Annotated in this window: 15 protein-coding genes; 6 read left to right on the plus strand and 9 right to left on the minus strand. The window is 68.8% G+C overall.

Features of this window, described 5'->3' with window-relative positions; translation table 11 throughout:
- Nucleotides 1-2,008 (plus strand): glucans biosynthesis glucosyltransferase MdoH (gene mdoH / locus ACXJLU_RS12920; RefSeq protein WP_457331448.1); only part of this gene is annotated, 2,008 nt, incomplete at its 5' end.
- A 1-nt stretch (nucleotide 2,009) separates the two neighbouring features.
- Here the strand turns inward: mdoH and ACXJLU_RS12925 are convergent.
- From ACXJLU_RS12925 to ACXJLU_RS12955, 7 genes are all read right to left on the minus strand, one after another.
- A complete protein-coding gene (locus tag ACXJLU_RS12925) occupies nucleotides 2,010-2,990 on the minus strand; it encodes a GlxA family transcriptional regulator (protein ID WP_457331450.1) in 981 nt (326 codons plus the stop codon).
- Nucleotides 2,987-3,295 (minus strand): DUF1272 domain-containing protein, encoded by a 309-nt coding sequence (locus ACXJLU_RS12930; RefSeq protein WP_457331453.1) that lies wholly within the window; start codon nucleotides 3,293-3,295, stop codon nucleotides 2,987-2,989. The genes ACXJLU_RS12925 and ACXJLU_RS12930 overlap by 4 nt, the downstream gene beginning before the upstream one ends.
- Before the next feature lie 78 nt (nucleotides 3,296-3,373).
- Complete coding sequence (locus tag ACXJLU_RS12935) at nucleotides 3,374-4,717, minus strand: chloride channel protein (protein WP_457331455.1); 1,344 nt, start codon at nucleotides 4,715-4,717, stop codon at nucleotides 3,374-3,376.
- A 17-nt stretch (nucleotides 4,718-4,734) separates the two neighbouring features.
- Nucleotides 4,735-5,817, minus strand: coding sequence for a M14 family metallopeptidase (locus ACXJLU_RS12940; RefSeq protein ID WP_457331457.1), 1,083 nt, complete (start codon nucleotides 5,815-5,817; stop codon nucleotides 4,735-4,737).
- Between the two features lie 10 nt (nucleotides 5,818-5,827).
- On the minus strand, nucleotides 5,828-7,030 hold the full coding sequence (locus tag ACXJLU_RS12945; RefSeq protein ID WP_457331459.1) for a M20 aminoacylase family protein: 1,203 nt from the start codon (nucleotides 7,028-7,030) through the stop codon (nucleotides 5,828-5,830).
- Nucleotides 7,031-7,115: 85 nt separating this feature from the next.
- Complete coding sequence (locus ACXJLU_RS12950) at nucleotides 7,116-8,213, minus strand: ABC transporter substrate-binding protein (protein WP_457331545.1); 1,098 nt, start codon at nucleotides 8,211-8,213, stop codon at nucleotides 7,116-7,118.
- Nucleotides 8,214-8,272: 59 nt separating this feature from the next.
- Entirely contained in the window at nucleotides 8,273-9,400 is a 1,128-nt protein-coding gene (locus ACXJLU_RS12955) for an ABC transporter substrate-binding protein (RefSeq protein WP_457331461.1), read from the minus strand.
- A 152-nt stretch (nucleotides 9,401-9,552) separates the two neighbouring features.
- Here ACXJLU_RS12955 and ACXJLU_RS12960 point away from each other — a divergent pair, with 152 nt between their 5' ends.
- The 5 genes from ACXJLU_RS12960 to ACXJLU_RS12980 all read left to right on the plus strand — a co-directional run bounded on the left by ACXJLU_RS12960 (nucleotide 9,553) and on the right by ACXJLU_RS12980 (nucleotide 15,292).
- Nucleotides 9,553-11,583, plus strand: a complete 2,031-nt coding sequence (locus tag ACXJLU_RS12960; protein ID WP_457331463.1) for a molybdopterin-containing oxidoreductase family protein — start codon at nucleotides 9,553-9,555, stop codon at nucleotides 11,581-11,583.
- 129 nt (nucleotides 11,584-11,712) lie between these two features.
- Complete coding sequence (locus ACXJLU_RS12965) at nucleotides 11,713-12,870, plus strand: ABC transporter substrate-binding protein (RefSeq protein ID WP_457331465.1); 1,158 nt, start codon at nucleotides 11,713-11,715, stop codon at nucleotides 12,868-12,870.
- Between the two features lie 28 nt (nucleotides 12,871-12,898).
- Nucleotides 12,899-13,993 carry an aminopeptidase gene (locus tag ACXJLU_RS12970; protein WP_457331467.1) on the plus strand — a complete coding sequence of 365 codons (1,095 nt, stop codon included), beginning with the start codon at nucleotides 12,899-12,901 and terminating at the stop codon, nucleotides 13,991-13,993.
- Nucleotides 13,994-14,011: 18 nt separating this feature from the next.
- The gene (locus ACXJLU_RS12975) at nucleotides 14,012-14,350 is read left to right on the plus strand and encodes a polyhydroxyalkanoic acid system family protein (protein ID WP_073462281.1); all 339 of its coding nucleotides are present in this window, start codon (nucleotides 14,012-14,014) and stop codon (nucleotides 14,348-14,350) included.
- A 186-nt stretch (nucleotides 14,351-14,536) separates the two neighbouring features.
- Complete coding sequence (locus ACXJLU_RS12980) at nucleotides 14,537-15,292, plus strand: NYN domain-containing protein (RefSeq protein WP_457331469.1); 756 nt, start codon at nucleotides 14,537-14,539, stop codon at nucleotides 15,290-15,292.
- A gap of 3 nt (nucleotides 15,293-15,295) precedes the next feature.
- On the opposite strand, the gene ACXJLU_RS12985 is transcribed toward ACXJLU_RS12980, so the two are convergent.
- On the minus strand, nucleotides 15,296-16,453 hold the full coding sequence (locus ACXJLU_RS12985; protein ID WP_457331471.1) for an acyltransferase family protein: 1,158 nt from the start codon (nucleotides 16,451-16,453) through the stop codon (nucleotides 15,296-15,298).
- A complete protein-coding gene (locus ACXJLU_RS12990; protein WP_457331473.1) occupies nucleotides 16,450-16,707 on the minus strand; it encodes an acyl-CoA-binding protein in 258 nt (85 codons plus the stop codon). Before ACXJLU_RS12990 ends, ACXJLU_RS12985 begins: the two co-directional genes overlap by 4 nt.
- Nucleotides 16,708-16,795: the final 88 nt, after the last annotated feature.

Consider the following 16,795-nt stretch of genomic DNA (forward strand, 5'->3'; position numbering starts at 1 on the left):
GGCCCCCGAGGCCTGGGAGAGTGCCGCGAAGGCGCGCCGCCGCGTGCTGCTGGGCCTGGTCGCGTTGTCGGCTGCCGGTGCCACCGCGCTGCTGGCCACCGTGCTGCCGCAGCACGAGAGCGCCTGGTTGCGCAACCTGCAGATCGGCCTGTACGCGCTGTTGTTCGCGTGGGTGTCGGCCGGTTTCTTCACCGCGATGATGGGCTTCTGGGTGCTGTGGCGTGGCGACCGGCATGCGATGTCGGCATCGTCGGTCGGCAACGAGCCGATCCACAAGGCCGCGCGCACCGCGATCATCATGCCGATCTGCAACGAGCAGGTCTCCACCGTGTTCGCCGGCTTGCGCGCGACGGTCGAGTCGCTGGCCGCCACCGGCGCGTCCAGCCTGTTCGACGTCTACGTGCTGTCGGACACCAACGACCCCGAGATCCGCGCCGCCGAGCTGGCCGCCTGGGCCGAGCTGCGCGCCGAGAGCGGGCTGGCCGATCGCATCTACTACCGCTGGCGCACCATCCGCACCAAGCGCAAGGCCGGCAACGTGGCCGATTTCTGCCGCCGCTTCGGCAAGGACTACCGCTACATGGTGGTGCTCGATGCCGACAGCGTGATGAGCGGCGACTGCCTGGTGAAGCTGGTGCGGCTGATGGAAGCCAACCCCAGCGCCGGCATCCTGCAGACCGCGCCGCAGGCCTGTGGCCTCGACACCGTGCATGCGCGTTCGCAGCAGTTCGCGGGCCGCGTGGCGGGCCGGCTGTTCACCGCCGGCATGCAGTACTGGCAGCTGGGCGAATCGCACTACTGGGGCCACAACGCGATCATCCGCGTCGAGCCCTTCATGAAGCATTGCGGGCTGGCACCGCTGAAGGGCCGTGGCGGCCTGAGCGGCGAGATCCTGTCGCACGACTTCGTCGAAGCGGCGCTGATGCGCCGTGCCGGCTACCACGTGTGGCTGGTGCACGACCTGCATGGCAGCTACGAACAGCAGCCGCCCAACCTGCTCGAGGAGCTGCAGCGCGACCGCCGCTGGTGCCAGGGCAACCTGCAGAACGCCCGCCTGATCGCCGAGCCCGGCCTGCACGGCGTGCACCGCGCGATGCTGCTGACCGGCGCGCTGGCCTACCTGTCGGCCCCGCTGTGGCTGGCCTTCGTGCTGCTCGGCGCGGGGCTGTGGATGTTCGGCGGCCACCCGGTGTTCGGGGCGACGCGCGAGCTGCCGGTCGAGATGGCGCTGCTGTGGCTTGCCACCGCGGTGATGCTGGCGATGCCGCGCGTGATGGGCGTCGCTGCGATCGTGATGACGAAGCAGCAGCACCGCTATGGCGGCACCGTCGCGCTGATCAAGGGCGCCGTGCTCGAAGGCGGGCTCTCGGTGCTGCAGGCGCCGGTGCGGATGATGGCGCACACGCTGTTCGTCGTCGTCGCGCTGACCGGGCTGAAGCTGGACTGGAAGTCGCCCCCGCGGGAGGCGAGCGACATCGGCTGGGCGGATGCAACGCGCCGCTTCATGTTCATCAGCGGTGGCGTGGCGCTGCTGTCGGCGCTGGTGCTGTGGGTGCAACCGCAGGCCACGCTGTGGCTGGCGCCGATGGGCCTGCCGCTGCTGCTGGCGGTGCCGCTGGTGGTGCTGACGAGCCGCTCGGGCCTCGGCCAGCGCCTGCTGGCCAACAAGCTGCTGCTGACGCCGGAAGAGCATTCGGCGCCGACGGTGCTGCGCCGTGCGTGGGCGCATGCGCGCCGCGCGGCGCCGGTGCGCCAGTTCCGCGATGCGCTGAACGACCCGTGGCTGTTCGACGTGGTGCGCGGCGCGATGGGCCCGCGCAACACCAGCTGGGGCAGCCGCGGCAAGGCACGCCGCCTGCTGGTGAAGGGCCTGCTGGCCCAGCACGACACCGAGCGGCTGAGCAAGGCCGACCGGATGCGCTTGCTGAGCGAGCCGCAGACGATCGTGCGGCTGCGCGATCAGCTGGCGGCCAATGCGAGCCTGGTGCGCAACGAACGTCGCGCGTGATTCACGGCCTGGCGGCACGGGGCGTGCCGTCCAGGTGCCGCCCCCAGGCCCGGCGCAGCTGCAGGTCTGACGCGAACCCCGCGTGCTCCGCGGCCCGCGTGACGCTCGCGCCGCCCGACAAGGCCTGGCGCGCCCGCTCCAGGCGGATCTTCTCCACATAGGTCATCGGCGACACCGCCGCGTGCTCGGCGAACAGTCGCAGCAGGTGGCGCGTCGTCACGTGCGCGGCATCGGCGAGCGACGCCAGCGTCCAGTCGTCGCCGGGCCGCTCGCACACCGCGTCCTGCGCGCGGTGCAGCGCGGGGTGGATGTGGTGCCGGTGCGCCAGCAGCGGTGACAGCTCGGGGTCGTTCGGCGTGCGGCGCAGGTAGACGACCAGGTCCTTCGCGACCCGCGCCGCCAGCGCATCGCCGCAGGCCAGCGCGATCAGGTGCAGCGCGAGGTCGATGCCGGCCGTCACGCCTGCACTGGTGGCGAGCGCGCCGTCGAGCACGAACACGCGGTTGTCGACCACCTGCGCCGCCGGCGCGAGGCGGCGCAGCATCTCGATGAAGGCGTGGTGCGTCGTGCAACGCCGCCCACCGAGCAGCCCGGCGCGCGCGAGCAGCAGCGTGCCGGTGCAGACGCCGATGAGGCGGTGGTCCTCGCCAGACTCCAGAAGCGGGCCGATGTCGCGGCGCAGCCAGTCGATGGTGTCCAGCGTCGCCGCATCGGGCCGGCCGAGCGCGGCAGAAGGCTGGCCGACCACCATCAGCCAGGTCGGCGCTGAGAAGCGCGTCGGCAGCGCCTCGAGCCCCGCCACCTGCAGCCCCACCGAACTCGCGGCCTGCGCCTGCGGCCCGACGAAGCGCAGCCGAAAGCGTTCTGGCCGGCCCTGGTCCGCGAGGTGCGTGTCGGCCAGTCGGAACGCCTCGGCCGGCCCGGCGACATCGAGCAGCAGCGTGCGCGGCGGCACGACGATCGCGACATCGACGCGGTTCATCGCTGCTCGGGTGGCACGCCGCGCAGGCGTTCGCGCAACGCGGCCTGCGTGGCGGGGTCGACCGGGCGGTGCTTCACCGCCGTCTCGGCGGGGTAGCGGGCCAGGTGGTTGCCGCCTTTCCAGTCGGTCACCGGCCGCACCGGGCGCGGCACGAAGCCGCCGCCGCAGTTCGGGCAGACATTGCCGAGCACGCCGCCGACGCAGTTCGCGCAGAAAGTGCATTCGAAGCTGCAGATGCGCGCATCGATCGATTCCGGCGGCAGCGCGGTGTTGCAGTGTTCGCAGGTGGGGCGGAGTTGGAGCATGGCGGGCCTTCAAGGAAGCAGATCAGCACGATAGCCGGCGATGCACCGGCTGTCGCCGCGGCTGTCGACCGGAATCGATCAATTCCGGACAGGCGGGTCCGTGACCGGAAGCCGCTGCAGCTGCATCGCCGCCAAGGTCGCATACAGCGGTGCGCTGATCCAGCGCGACACCAGGCTCGCCACCAGCGCCGCCGCCATCAGGCTCAACACCATCGCATGCCCGTCGACCATCTCCATCACGATGATGAAGGCCGTGATGGGCGCCTGCGTCACCGCTGCCAGGAACGCCGCCATGCCCATCGCGATCAGTGCTGCCGAGGCAGCGTGATCGCCGGTGAGCATCGCCACGTCGCTGCCGATGCCCGCGCCGATCGTCAGCGATGGCGCGAAGATGCCGCCCGGCACACCGCAGGCGGCCGAGATCCAGGTGCTGATGAAGCGCAGCACCACCACGAGGCCCGGCGCGTGCGCCTCGCCGGCCAGCAAGCCCTGTGTGAAACCGTAGCCGCTGCCGAAGGTCGCACCGGTGGTCACCCAGCCGATCAGCGCCAGCACCAGTCCGCAGGCCGCCGCGAAGCGCACCGGGTGGACACGCTGCCAGCGTCCGATGCGGTCTTCACGCGGCGACAGCGAGGTGATCAGCAGGCGCGAGAACAGCCCGCCGGCCAGTCCGCACAGCAGCACCACCAGCAGCCCGGGCCACAGCAGGCCTAGCCCCATGGCCGGCACGTGGATCACGCCGAAGTAGGTCGAGTTGCCGAACACCGACACCGCCATCAGGCCGGCCAGCACGATGGCGACGATGATCAGCCCGCTGCTGCGTTGTTCGATGCGGCGCGAGAGTTCCTCGATCGCGAACACGATGCCGGCCAGTGGCGTGTTGAATGCCGCCGCGATGCCGGCGGCGCCCCCCGCCACCAGCAGCGCGTGCGAGGTGATGCCCGAGCCTTCGGGCAGCCAGCGCTTCGCGCTCTGCATGATGCCGGCGGCCACCTGCACCGAGGGTCCCTCGCGGCCGATCGACAGGCCGCCCAGCAACCCGGCCGCGGTCAGCAGGACCTTGGCAAGGCTCAGCTTCAGCGAGACGAACAGGCCGAGCTGCTGCGGCGGCGTCTGCGTGGCCAGCCCAGCCATCACTTGCGGGATCCCCGAGCCCGCGGCGCCCGGTACGTGGCGCCGCGTCACCCACACGATGGCCGCTGCACAGGCCGGCATCCAGACGAAGGGCAGCCAGGGCTGCCAGGCCGTGATCGCCGTGAAGCCGCGCAATGCCAGGTCCGACAAGGCCGTGAAGCCCACCACCGCCAGCCCGGCCGCCGCTGCGTACGCCAGCACGACGGCACGCGCCAGCCAACTGCGCCAATCCGACAGCTCCTGGCGGACCGCGTCGACGAAATCCGGATGCGGCTGCAGTGGCTCCATCAGTGGGCGTCGGCCGCTCAGCCTGCCAGCCCGCGCACCGCCGCTCCCGCCGCGTCGCGTGCCTGCTCCCACACCTGCTGCTTCCACTGCGGCGTGTCGATGTAGAACGCATCGCGGGTCTGGCGCTTGATCTGCGCCTGCTGCTCGGCCGGCGCCTCCGGGTGGTTCTCGACCCACTGGTCGGCGCGCAGCGCCTCGATCATCTGCATGATCGGCAGCGTGCCGTACTCGAGCGCGATGCCGGTGTACTCGGCCTGCGGGCATTCTTCGTAGGCCGCGCTCCACATCAGCCCGGTCAGCAGCGCCGAGCTGGAGCTGCCGTCGTAGATGGAGGTCACGCCATCGCCCCACCAGGCGCGGGCGCGGGCCAGCGCGGCCGCATCGTCGCGGCACGCGAAGATGCGCTCGCCGACGCCCATCGGCCCGAGCCCCGTGTGCAGGTCGATCCAGCCAAGCTTGGCCGCCCGCTGCCCGTGCTGCTGCAGCACGTGGCGCAACGTCACCTGGCTCCAGGTGGGATTACGCCCGCCGTAGAACAGGCCCTCGGGGTGGTCGTACTGCCCGCCGGACACGGCGGCCTGCAGCGCTTCCATGCCGCGCTGCTGCACGAACTGGCCGATGCGCATCATCACCTCGGGCGACGGCGGCCAGGTCGGCGGCACCAGCAGCCCGGCCAGTTCGTCGTAGCCGGGGTTGGCCGGCAGCGGACGGCTGAAGTCGTGGAAATTGCGGTTCAGGTCGACGTTCTCGTGCGTGGTGCGGCGCCACCACGAGAAGCCATAGGGGTTCAGCGCGTGGATGTAGAGCACCGCCACGCCGGCCGCATGAGCGGACGCACGCCACGCGGCATCGCCCAGCAGCCCGACCTGGATGCCCGAGCCGCAGAAGCCCTCGACACCATGGCAGGCGCTGCTGATGATCAGCAGCTTCGCCGCATCGGCCGGGCCGTCGCGCACGATGTCCATCGCGAGCGTCTCGCCGTCGCGGCCGAGCAGCGGGTGCACATGGGTCTCGACATCGAGCTCGGCCGCCTCGGCCGCGGCCAGGAACTTGCCGCGCGCTTCGGCGTAGGTCTGCGCAAAAAATGCTTCGGTGCTCATCGTGCCGGCCTCAGCGCCGCGGCTGCGAGAGCCACTGCTCGGCGAGGCGCACCCACAAGGTGGCGCCGAGCGGGATCAGGTCGTCGTTGAAGTCGTAGCTCGGGTTGTGCAGCATGCACGGGCCCATGCCGTGGCCGCCGATGCGGTGGCTGCCGTCGCCGTTGCCGATCAGGAAGTAGCAGCCCGGCTTCTCGAGCAGGAAGTAGCTGAAGTCTTCGGCGCCCATCGTCGGCTCGAACTCCTGCACGTTCTCGGGCCCGACCACGTCGGCCATCACGCCGCGCACGAACTCGGTCTCCACCGGGTGGTTGATGGTCGGCGGGTAGTTGCGGGTGAATTCGAACTCGCAGCCGGCATCGAAGGCGGCGCACAGGTTCTCGGTCACCTCCTTCATGCGCTTCTCGATCAGGTCGAGCACCTCGAGCGTGAAGGTGCGCACCGTGCCCTGGATCTCGACGCTGTCCGGCACCACGTTGGTGGCCTCGCCGGCATGGATCATCGTCACCGAGATCACGCCGGCGTCGATCGGCCGCTTGTTGCGCGTGATGATGGTCTGGAAGCCCTGCACCAGCTGGCAGGCGATCGGCACCGGGTCGATGCCGTTGTGCGGCATCGCGGCATGCGAGCCCTTGCCGCGGATCACGATGCGGAACTCGTTGCTCGACGCGAAGCACGGGCCGTTCTTCAGCGCGAACTGGCCGACCTTCATGCCGGGCCAGTTGTGGGCGCCGAACACCGCCTCCATCGGGAACTTGTCGAAGATGCCGTCCTTGATCATCTCGCGCGCGCCGCCGCCGCCTTCTTCAGCCGGCTGGAAGATCAGGTAGACGGTGCCGTCGAAGTTCCGGTTCTTCGACAGGTGCTTCGCGGCCGCCAGCAGCATCGCGGTGTGGCCGTCGTGGCCGCAGGCGTGCATCTTGCCGGCGTGGGTGCTGGCATGCGCGAAGCTGTTCTTCTCGGTCATCGGCAGCGCGTCGATGTCGGCGCGCAGGCCGACGGCGCGGTCGCTCGTGCCGCCGGTGCCCTTGACGATGCCGACGACGCCGGTGGTGCCCAGGCCGCGGTGGATCGGGATGCCCCAGTCGGTGAGCGCCTTCGCGATGACGTCCGCGGTGCGCTTCTCCTCGAAGCACAGTTCGGGGTGGGCATGGATGTCACGTCGGATCGCCGTGACGGCCGCGGCATCGGCCAGGATGGATTCGATCAACTGCATGGAAACGCTCCAGCTCGTGCGAAGCGATCCAGTTTACTCGTGGCCCTTGTCCGACGGGGCCACCCCGAAACTCAATGCCGGACCTTCAATGCCGGACCTTGCCTTCAGCCGTCAGGATCGTCATGTCGACGTACTTCGAGCCGGCGTGCGAGCGGTCGGTGAAATCGATGAAGAAGCCGCCGAGGTTCAGCTCCGGCATGTTCTCCAGTGCCGTCACCAGCGTCTCCGGCGTCACGTTGTTGCCGGCCTGGCGCAGCCCCTCGATGATGGTGCGCGCCGCGACGAAGCCTTCGATGCCGCCGTAGTTGGGCTCGAACTTCGCGCCCAGCGCCTTGCCGGCCGACAGGTAGTCGGCCGAGATCGGCACCGTCGCGCTGAACGGCAGCGGCATCACCTGGCTGATCGCGACGCCGCGGGCGTCCTGGCCCAGTTCGGCGGCCAGCGCCTGCGTGCCGACGAACGACACGTTGTAGAAGCTGCCGCTGAAGCCCTGCTTGCGGGCCGCGCGGATGAACGCGGCGCACGACTTGTAGGCGCTGATCAGCACGATCGCGTCGGGCTTGTCGGCCAGGATCGTGCCGACGGCGGCGTCCACGTTCACCGTGTTGCGCTCGACCGTGCCGAGGCCCACCGCGGCGAGGTTGTGCGCCTTCAGCGCCGCGGTCATGCCGTCGAGGCCGGCCTTGCCGTAGCTGTCGTTCTGGTAGAAGACGCCGATGCGCTTCATGCCGATCGAGGTGATCTGCTTGACGATCTCGGCGGTCTCGTCGTTGTACGACGCGCGCACATGGAAGGCCATGCGGTTGAACGGCGAGCGCAGCGCCTCGGCGCCGCTGTACGGAGCGAAGAACGGCGTGCGCGCCGCGGTCGCGAGCGGCAGCGCGGCCACCGAGGTCGGCGTGCCGATGTAGCCGAACAGCGCGAACACGTCGTCCTTCAGCAGCTTCTGGGTGTTCTCGGCGCAGCGGTCGGGCTCGTAGCCGTCATCGACGCTGCGCAGCTCGATCGTGCGGCCGTTGATGCCGCCGCGCGCATTGACGCGTTCGAAGGCGAGCAGCGCGCCTTCCTTGTAGCGCTCGCCCAGCGCACTGGCCGGACCGGAGAACGCGGCCGACTGGCCGAGCACGATCTTGGACGAGGCGGCGGTCGCCAGCTTCGGAAAGGCCAGGGCCACCGGGGCCATCGCGCCCAGGCGCAGCAATTGACGACGTTTCACAGAAACTCCAAACGATTGAACAGGGATCAGCGGCGGACTTTGCCGTCTTCGGTGAGCATGGACACGTCGACAAAACTGGACGCAACGTGGTCCTTCGGTCCGAAGTGCACGTTGAAGCCGCCGAAGTTCGCGTTCTGGATCGACTCCAGTCCGGCGATCAGCGCGTCACGCGATGGCGCGCGGCCGGCGCGCTTCAGGCCCTCGGCGAACACCTTCGCCGCCAGGTAGCCTTCCATGCTCGAGTAGTTCGGCGTCGCGTCCCCGCCGGCCTTGGCCACCGCTTCGAGGTACTCGCGCGAGATCGGCGTGGTCGTCGAGAACGGGAACGGCATCACCTGGCTGATCATGATGCCGCGGCCTTCCTTGCCGAGCTCGTCGGCCAGGGCCTGCGTGCCGACGAACGACACGTTGTAGAAGGTGCCGCCGTAGCCGGCCTTGCGGGCTTCACGGATGAACGCCGCGCACGACTTGTACGCGCTGATCAGCACCACCGCATCGGGCAGCTTCGCGACGATGTCCTTCACCGCCTGGCTTACCGCGACGGTGTTGCGCTCGACGGTGCCCAGCGCCACCGGCGCGAGGTTCAGCGGCTTCAGCGCGCGTGTCACGCCTTCCAGGCCTGCCTTGCCGTACGCGTCGTTCTGGTAGAACACCGCGATCTTGTTCAGGCTCAGCTGGGTCAGGTTCTTCACGATCAGCGCGGTCTCGTCGTAGTACGACGCCCGCACGTGGAAGATCGACTTGCTGAACGGCTCGCGCAGCGCCTCGGCACCGGTGAACGGCCCGAAGAACGGCATCTTGCTCTCGTTGACCAGCGGCAGCGCGGCCAGCGAGGTCGGCGTGCCGACATAGCCGAACAGCGCGAACACGTCTTCCTTGATGAAGCGGTCGGTGTTGGCCTTGCAACGGTCCGGCTCGTAGCCGTCGTCCAGCGTCTTCAATTCGACGGTGTGGCCGTTGGCGCCACCGGCGGCATTGAAGGCATCGAAGAACACGCGCGCGCCGCGGTTCATCTGGATGCCCAACTGGGCGGCCGGGCCGGTGAAGGCGGCGGACTGGCCCAACACGAGCCGACGGTCACTTTGTGCCAGCGCAGGCAACGCCAACATGGCGCTGCCGGCGGCAACACCTTTGAGAAGTACACGACGTTTCATGGGGCAAGTTCCGTTGACAAATTTGTTGCAGCTTGTTACGACTCGGCGGGCCGTTTGCTGGGGCGTAAGGATATCCGTCCATATCGGTACAAAGGGCGCGGTTCCTTACCAAGCAGGTACATACATCCGGAAGCTTGTGCAATAGTGCCGCGATGAGTTCACGAACTGTTGCGGCTGCGTGCCCGCATGACTGTCCAGACACCTGCGCCATTCGCGTGACCGTTGAGAACGGTCGCGCAATTCGCATACAAGGCGACCCCGATCACCCGACCACGCACGGTGCGCTGTGCACCAAGGTGTCGCGCTACACCGAACGAACCTACAGCCCGGACCGTGTGCTGCATCCGCTGAAGCGGGTCGGACCGAAGGGCAGCGGGCAGTTCGAGCGCGTCAGCTGGGATGAAGCGCTGTCCGACATCGCCGCGCGCCTGGGCGAAATCGCGTCGCGCGCGCCGCAGGCCATCCTGCCGTACAGCTACGCCGGCACGATGGGCCTGCTGCAGGGCGAGAGCATGGCCGGGCGCTTCTTCCACCAGCTCGGCGCCTCGCTGCTCGATCGCACGATCTGCGCGTCGGCCGGCGCTGAAGCGCTGATGGCGACCTACGGCGGCAAGGTCGGCATGCACGTCGAGCACTTCGCCGAGAGCAAGCTGATCGTGATCTGGGGCAGCAACTCGATCGCATCGAACCTGCATTTCTGGACCTTCGCGAACGCGGCCAAGCGCAACGGCGCGAAGCTCGTCTGCATCGACCCGCGCAAGACCGAGACGGCCGACAAGTGCCACCAGCACATCGCGCTGCTGCCCGGTACCGACGGTGCGCTCGCGCTCGGGCTGATGCGCGAACTGGTCGTCAACGACTGGCTGGACCATGACTACATCGAACGCCACACCGAAGGCTGGCCGGCCCTGCGCGAGCGAGCGATGGCCTGGACGCCCGAGCGCACCGCCGAGACCTGCGGCATCAGTGCCGACGAGGTGCGCGGCCTGGCCCGCGACTACGGCACGACCCAGCCGGCCGCGATCCGCCTGAACTACGGCATGCAGCGGGTGCGCGGCGGCGGCAATGCGGTGCGGCTGGTGGCGATCCTGCCGTGCCTGACCGGCGCGTGGCGGCACCGCGCGGGCGGCATGCTGCTGTCGGCATCGGGCTGGTTCCATCCCGACAAGGCGGCGCTGCAGCGCCCCGAGCTGCTGGCCGGCCGGCGCCCGCGCACCATCAACATGAGCACCATCGGCGACGACCTGCTGCGCGACAGCTCGGCGGCGTTCGGCCCGAAGATCGAGGCGCTCATCGTCTACAACAGCAACCCGGTCGCGGTGGCGCCCGAGTCGCCGAAGGTCGTGAAGGGCTTCCGGCGTGACGACTTGTTCACCGTCGTGCTCGAGCACTTCATGACCGACACCGCCGACCATGCCGACTACGTGCTGCCGGCCACGACGCAGCTGGAGCACCTCGACGTGCACACCAGCTACGGCCACACCTACGTGCTGATCAACGAGGCGGCGATCGCGCCGGTCGGCGAGGCAAAGCCGAACACGCAGATCTTCCGCGAGCTGGCCGCGCGCATGGGTTTCGATGCGCCGTGCTTCAGCGACAGTGACGAGGCGCTCGCGCGCCAGGCCTTCCGCCACGATGTCGTCGACTTCGACGAGCTGCGCGAGAAGCACTGGGTGAAGCTGGCGATCGCGGACGCGCCGTTCGCCGACGGCGGCTTTCCGAGCGCGAGCGGCCGTTGCACGATCGACGCGCCGGGCTGGGGCGTGCCCGACCATGTGCCGAACTACGAATCGGCCAGCTCGACGCCCGAACTCGCGCAGCGCTACCCGCTGGCGATGATCTCGCCGCCGGCGCGCAACTTCCTGAACTCCAGCTTCGTCAACGTGCAGAGCCTGCGCGACATCGAGGGCGAGCCGGTGCTGGAGATCCACGTCGACGATGCGCAGCGGCGCGGCATCGTCGGCGGCGAGCTGGTGCGGGTCTTCAACGACCGTGGCGAGTACTGGTGCAAGGCGGTGGTCAGCCAGCGCGCGCGGCCCGGCGTCGTCAACGGCCTGGGCATCTGGTGGCGCAAGCTGGGCGTGCGCGGCAGCAATGTGAATGAGCTGACGCACCAGCGGCTGACCGACCTCGGCCGTGCGCCCAGCTTCTACGACTGCCTGGTCGAAGTGTCGCGCGGATGATGCAGGCCGGCCGCGAGGCCGGTGATGGGCTTCACGTTTTCCCGCGATGTATTTGGCGGTGTCGCGGCCGGGACAGGTGTACTGCCGTGCTGCCCCGAGAGTGACTGCTTTTCGCCTGGAGTCGTTGCGATGAAGCGTCGGTTGTTCTTGCGTTCGTGTGTTCAGGGTGTGGCGGCGGCGGGCGGGGTCGGCTGGGTGCAGGTCGCGCGTGCGGCCGACGAAGGGCTGGGTGCGGGCCAGGTCACGCTCGGCAGTTCGGCCGCGCTGAGCGGCATCCTGGCCGGCTCGGGTCGTGACCAGAATGCCGGCATCTCGGCCGCCTTCGGGGCGATCAACAAGGCCGGCGGCATCCACGGCCGCGAACTGCGCTTGCTGATGAAGGACGACGGCTACGTGCCGGCGCGCACCGTCGAGAACGTCAAGCAGATGATCGAGGGCAACACCGCGTTCGCGCTGATCTCGTGCATCGGCACCGCGAACAACGCCGCCATCATCCCGGCGATCGAGCAGGCCGGCGTCCCGTATGTCGGGCCGATCACCGGTGCATCGTCGCTGCGCCAGCCGGGCCAGCGCAACGTCTTCCACGTGCGGGCGAGCTACACCGACGAGGTGACGCGCGTGACCCAGCAGCTGGTGGCGATGGGCCTGAAGGACATCGCGCTGGTCTACCTCGACAACCCGTTCGGCAAGGAGGTCGCGAAGGACGCGACCGCCGCGCTGCAGGCGGCCGGGCTGCAGGCCGTGACGACGCTGCCGGCGGCGGTGGACGGCTCCAACGTGGCACAGGTCGTCGAGCAGCTGCTCGCGGCCAAGCCCAACGTGGTGTTCTTCGGCACGACGGGCACGACCAGCACGGCGCTGATGCTGCAACTGCGCGCGCGCATGGCCGGGCTGCCGATGGTCGGGCTGTCGGTGTCGGTGATTTCGTCGGAGCTGTCCAAGCTGGGCGCCGCGTCGCAGGGCATCGCGCTGTCGCAGGTGTTTCCGGATGCGGTGTCGCCGAAGCTCGAATCGGTGCGCGGCTACCAGGCGGCGATGCGCGCGATCGGCCGCGAGGAGTTCGGCGCCAGCAGCTTCGAAGGCTATGTCAACGCGATGGTGGTGGCCGAGGGGTTGCGCCGCGCCGGCCGCGAGGTGACGCGCGACAAGCTGCGCCTGGCGCTGACCGGGCTCAAGCAGCTGAACCTGGGCGAGCTGTCGCTCGGCTTCGGCGGTGCGGCGCCGTTCGTGGCCTCGCGCTACGTCGGCCTCGCGGTGCTCGGGGCCAACGGGCGGCGGCTGAGCTGAGCCTAGCCAGCTCGCCTAGACTCGCGCGATGCGAGTTTCGGTGAAGAAGAAGTGGGCCTTTGTCGTGGGTGTGGTCGTGCTGCTGGGTTCGCTCAGCGGCTGCGGCTCGGTGCGCTACCTGGCGCAATCGGTCGGCGGCCACCTGAGCCTGCTGAACCAGGCGAAGCCGGTCAGCGACTGGATCGCCGACCCGGCCACCGCCGAGCCGCTGCGCGAGCGCCTGCAGTTGACGCAGCGCATGCGCGACTACGCGGTCAGCGAACTGAAGCTGCCCGACAACGCGAGCTACCGGCGCTATGCCGACCTGCACCGCAACGCCGCGGTGTGGAACGTGGTGGCCGCGCCCGAACTGAGCCTGCAACTGAAGACCTGGTGCTACCCGGTGACCGGCTGCGTCGGCTACCGCGGCTACTTCGACCAGCCGGCCGCCAACGCGCAGGGCGACGAGCTGCGCGCCGAGGGGCTGGAGGTCAGCGTGTACGCGGTGCCGGCCTATTCGACGCTCGGCAAGCTGCCGGGCGGCTTCTTCAGCGACCCGCTGCTGAACACCTTCATCCGCTGGCCCGAAGGCGAACTGGCGCGGCTGATCTTCCATGAGCTGGCGCACCAGGTGGCCTTCGCGAAGGACGACACGATGTTCAATGAATCGTTCGCGACCGCGGTCGAGCGCATTGGCGGCACGCGCTGGCTGGTCGAGAAGTCGACGGCCGCGGCGCGCGACGAGTACGAGCGCTACGACCAGCGGCGCCAGGAGTTCCGCGCGCTGACGATGCAGGCGCGCAGCGACCTCGACGCGATCTACCGCAGCGGCCGCAGCGATGCCGACAAGCGCGCCGCGAAGGCCGAGCGCATGGCGACGCTGCGCGCCGACTACGCCGCGCTGAAGGCCGGCGCGTGGGGCGGCTATGCCGGCTATGACGGCTGGTTCGAGCGCGCGAACAATGCGTCATTGGGCGTGCTGGCCGCCTACAACGAGCTGGTGCCGCAGTTCGAGCGCCTGTTCGAGCGCGAGGGCCGCGACTTCGATCGCTTCTACGCCGAGGTGCGGCGCATCGCCGCGTTGCCGCGCGACGAGCGGCGCGCGACACTCCAGTCCGCCGGCGCCGCGACGGCAACCCCATAAAGACCCGAGGAGACCGACATGCCCGACATCCACATCCACCGCGACCACGACCTGGGCCTGGCCCGCGCGCGCGAGATCGCGTGGAAATGGGCCGAGGAGGCCGAGAAGAAGTTCGAGATGGAATGCACCGTGATCGAAGGCGAGGACACCGACACGGTGGAGTTCAAGCGATCCGGCGTCAGCGGCGAGCTGGTCGTCGCGGCCGATCACTTCGACCTGCAGGCGAAGCTGGGTTTCCTGATGGGCGCCTTCGCCGGCACGATCCAGGGCGAGATCGAGAAGAACCTGGATGCGCTGCTGGCGGGCGGCAAGGCGCCGGCGAAGAAGGCTGCTGCGAAGAAGACCAAGGGCCGTTGATAGGTAACGCCGATGTGCTGATCGTTTTCCGATAGATATTGGATCTGACGCCCACGGCGCTTTGCTGACAGAATTTTGACCTCGTCGGACAGAGCAGCACCGACACCGAGCATCCGGCCCCTGGAAGTAAGCCCGCCACCATCCGGCGGTGTCCGAACCCAGGGGCCTTTCATTTGGGTCGAGACGATGAGAGTCGCCGTGCTGGTGGATGCTGCGTTCTTTCTCCGACGCTATTGGAAGCTCGTTCCCGGCGGCAAGGATCACGATGGTCAGCAAGTGGCGGCGGCGCTGCATTGCTGGGCATGCGATCACACCGAGTTCAGCGCGATGGGATCGAAGATGCGCGAGTCGAACGAGTTGTATCGGCTGTTCGTCTATGACTGCCCACCCTTCGCGGGCAAGCTTCAGAATCCGGTGAGCAAGCAGGTTGTCGATTTCTCCAAGTCCACCGTTGCCATCTTTCGTACCTCGTTCCACGATCACCTGAAGCGGCTGCGCAAAGTCGCGCTGCGCCTGGGGCAGATCAGCGATGTGCGTCACTGGACGATCAAGGCCGAGGCGATGCAAGACATCGTGAAGGGGAAACGGATGCACGGCACGCTCGGTCCCGATGACGTGCAACTTGACGTGAAGCAGAAGGGTGTCGACATGCGCATCGGTGTCGATGTGGCATCCCTGGCCTACAAGAAACTCGTCGATCGGATCGTGCTGGTGGCTGGCGATGCCGACTTCGTTCCGGCTGCGAAGCTGGCGCGGCGTGAAGGCATCGACTTCGTGCTTGACTCGATGCATGCCCACATCAGTGACTCGCTGTACGAACACATCGACGGGCTCGTCAGCATGGCACCGGCGCCGACGGCAGCCGCGGGCCATGAGCAGGCTGCCAAGCCTTACCCGGTGAACTACTCCTCTGGTATCACGGCCGGAACGCCAGATGGGTGAGGATCAGCCGGCCCCGGCTGGCACGGCACGCGACGCCACCTTGTCCGCATCGAACTGCCGCGGCACCCACCGATCCCGCCACCGCATGAACGGTGTCTCGACCAGCCTGAACAGCAGCCACCCACCCAGCAGGCACGCCGCCGAGATCACGGCGACGACCAGCGGCGCCGGCAGCACCCACGGCTTGAGCTGGCGGTTCACGATGAACGCGATCGGCTTGTGCGTCAGGTACAGCGCGTACGACCACAGCGCGAGCGACGCCGCGCCGGGCACCCGCCAGCGCTGCAGCGGCGAGCCGCGGCTCAGCGCGCTCAGCAGCAGCAGCGCCCAGGCCATCGCCATCAGCGAGTAGCCGAAGCCGCTCATCAGGTAGCCATACCCGTAGCCGTCGATCTCGTAGAAATTCATCAGGCCCCACAGCATCGCGAGCGTCGCGGCCAGCCCGGCCGCGAACAGCGCGTTGCCGTGCTGCGTGATGCGCGCCCAGGCCTGCGGGTGGCCGTTCTTCAGCAGCGCGAGCGCGACGCCGGGCAGGAACTCGTCGAGCCGGGACAGCGAGCCGTAGTAGACCGTCGGGTAGTAGCGCGCGATCGCGCCGCCGGCCTCGCGGCCGTACTGCAGCCACAGCGCGGTACGCCAGGCGATCGCGGCGAGCACCAGGGCGCCGATCAGCGCCCATGCCAGTGCCCGCTGGTGCCGCAGCCGCGTCACGGCCCACAGCGCCAGCGGCAACCCGAGGTAGAACTGCTCCTCGATGCACAGCGACCAGGCGTGCGAGAACGCGGTGCCCGGCTGCAGCTCGATGTTCTGCGTGAAGCTCAGGAAGCGCCACAACGGCGGCGGCTCGCGCCCGCCCATCACCGCCGGGAAGGCGAAGTACAGCGCCAGCACGACCCAGAAGTTCGGCAGCGTGCGCAGCGCGCGCCGCGCATAGAACGCGCCGAACGACAGCCGCCGACCCGAGAGCAGCGCGCCCAGCAGCTGGTTGGCGATCAGGTAGCCGCTCAGCACGAAGAACAGGTCGACGCCGGTCCAGCCGACCGCGCTGGCCCAGCCGAAGGTGTTCTCGCCGCTGACGAACACCCGGTAGTGGTAGGCGAAGACCCCGAGGATCGCCAGCGCCCGCAGCGTGTCCAGCCCGGGCTGGCGCTCCCGCGTCACTCTTTCAGCGATTCGATCAGGTCGACGTACTCCTGCATCGCCTCGTCGCCCGACTTGCCCTTCACCGCATCCCAGGCGTCCCACTTGGCGCGGCCGACCATGTCGGTGAAGCCGGGGCGCTTGCCGTCCACGTCGCCGCTGCTTGCCTGCTTGTACAGCGCGTAGATCTTCAGCAGCGTCATGTTGTCGGGCTTCTCGGGCAGGTTCTTCGAGTCGGCCACGGCGGCTTCGAACTGGGTCTTGAGGTCGGCCATGAAGGTCTCCGGTGATGCGTGGGTGAAAGTCGGCATTGACGCGGCGAATGTTACCCATCATCGTGCCCCGCAGAACAAGACACGCCCC

The organism is Rhizobacter sp. P5_C2, assembly GCF_054049715.1.

Bases quoted from the DNA above. Each gene is read 5' to 3' on its own strand.
- ACXJLU_RS12935 (WP_457331455.1), bottom strand. From the start codon at position 4,717: ATGGAGCCACTGCAGCCGCATCCGGATTTCGTCGACGCGGTCCGCCAG.
- ACXJLU_RS12955 (WP_457331461.1), bottom strand. From the start codon at position 9,400: ATGAAACGTCGTGTACTTCTCAAAGGTGTTGCCGCCGGCAGCGCCATG.
- ACXJLU_RS12990 (WP_457331473.1), bottom strand. From the start codon at position 16,707: ATGGCCGACCTCAAGACCCAGTTCGAAGCCGCCGTGGCCGACTCGAAG.
- ACXJLU_RS12970 (WP_457331467.1), top strand. From the start codon at position 12,899: ATGCGAGTTTCGGTGAAGAAGAAGTGGGCCTTTGTCGTGGGTGTGGTC.
- ACXJLU_RS12950 (WP_457331545.1), bottom strand. From the start codon at position 8,213: ATGGCCCCGGTGGCCCTGGCCTTTCCGAAGCTGGCGACCGCCGCCTCG.
- ACXJLU_RS12975 (WP_073462281.1), top strand. From the start codon at position 14,012: ATGCCCGACATCCACATCCACCGCGACCACGACCTGGGCCTGGCCCGC.
- ACXJLU_RS12945 (WP_457331459.1), bottom strand. From the start codon at position 7,030: ATGCAGTTGATCGAATCCATCCTGGCCGATGCCGCGGCCGTCACGGCG.
- ACXJLU_RS12965 (WP_457331465.1), top strand. From the start codon at position 11,713: ATGAAGCGTCGGTTGTTCTTGCGTTCGTGTGTTCAGGGTGTGGCGGCG.
- ACXJLU_RS12980 (WP_457331469.1), top strand. From the start codon at position 14,537: ATGAGAGTCGCCGTGCTGGTGGATGCTGCGTTCTTTCTCCGACGCTAT.
- ACXJLU_RS12940 (WP_457331457.1), bottom strand. From the start codon at position 5,817: ATGAGCACCGAAGCATTTTTTGCGCAGACCTACGCCGAAGCGCGCGGC.
- ACXJLU_RS12960 (WP_457331463.1), top strand. From the start codon at position 9,553: ATGAGTTCACGAACTGTTGCGGCTGCGTGCCCGCATGACTGTCCAGAC.
- ACXJLU_RS12930 (WP_457331453.1), bottom strand. From the start codon at position 3,295: ATGCTCCAACTCCGCCCCACCTGCGAACACTGCAACACCGCGCTGCCG.
- ACXJLU_RS12925 (WP_457331450.1), bottom strand. From the start codon at position 2,990: ATGAACCGCGTCGATGTCGCGATCGTCGTGCCGCCGCGCACGCTGCTG.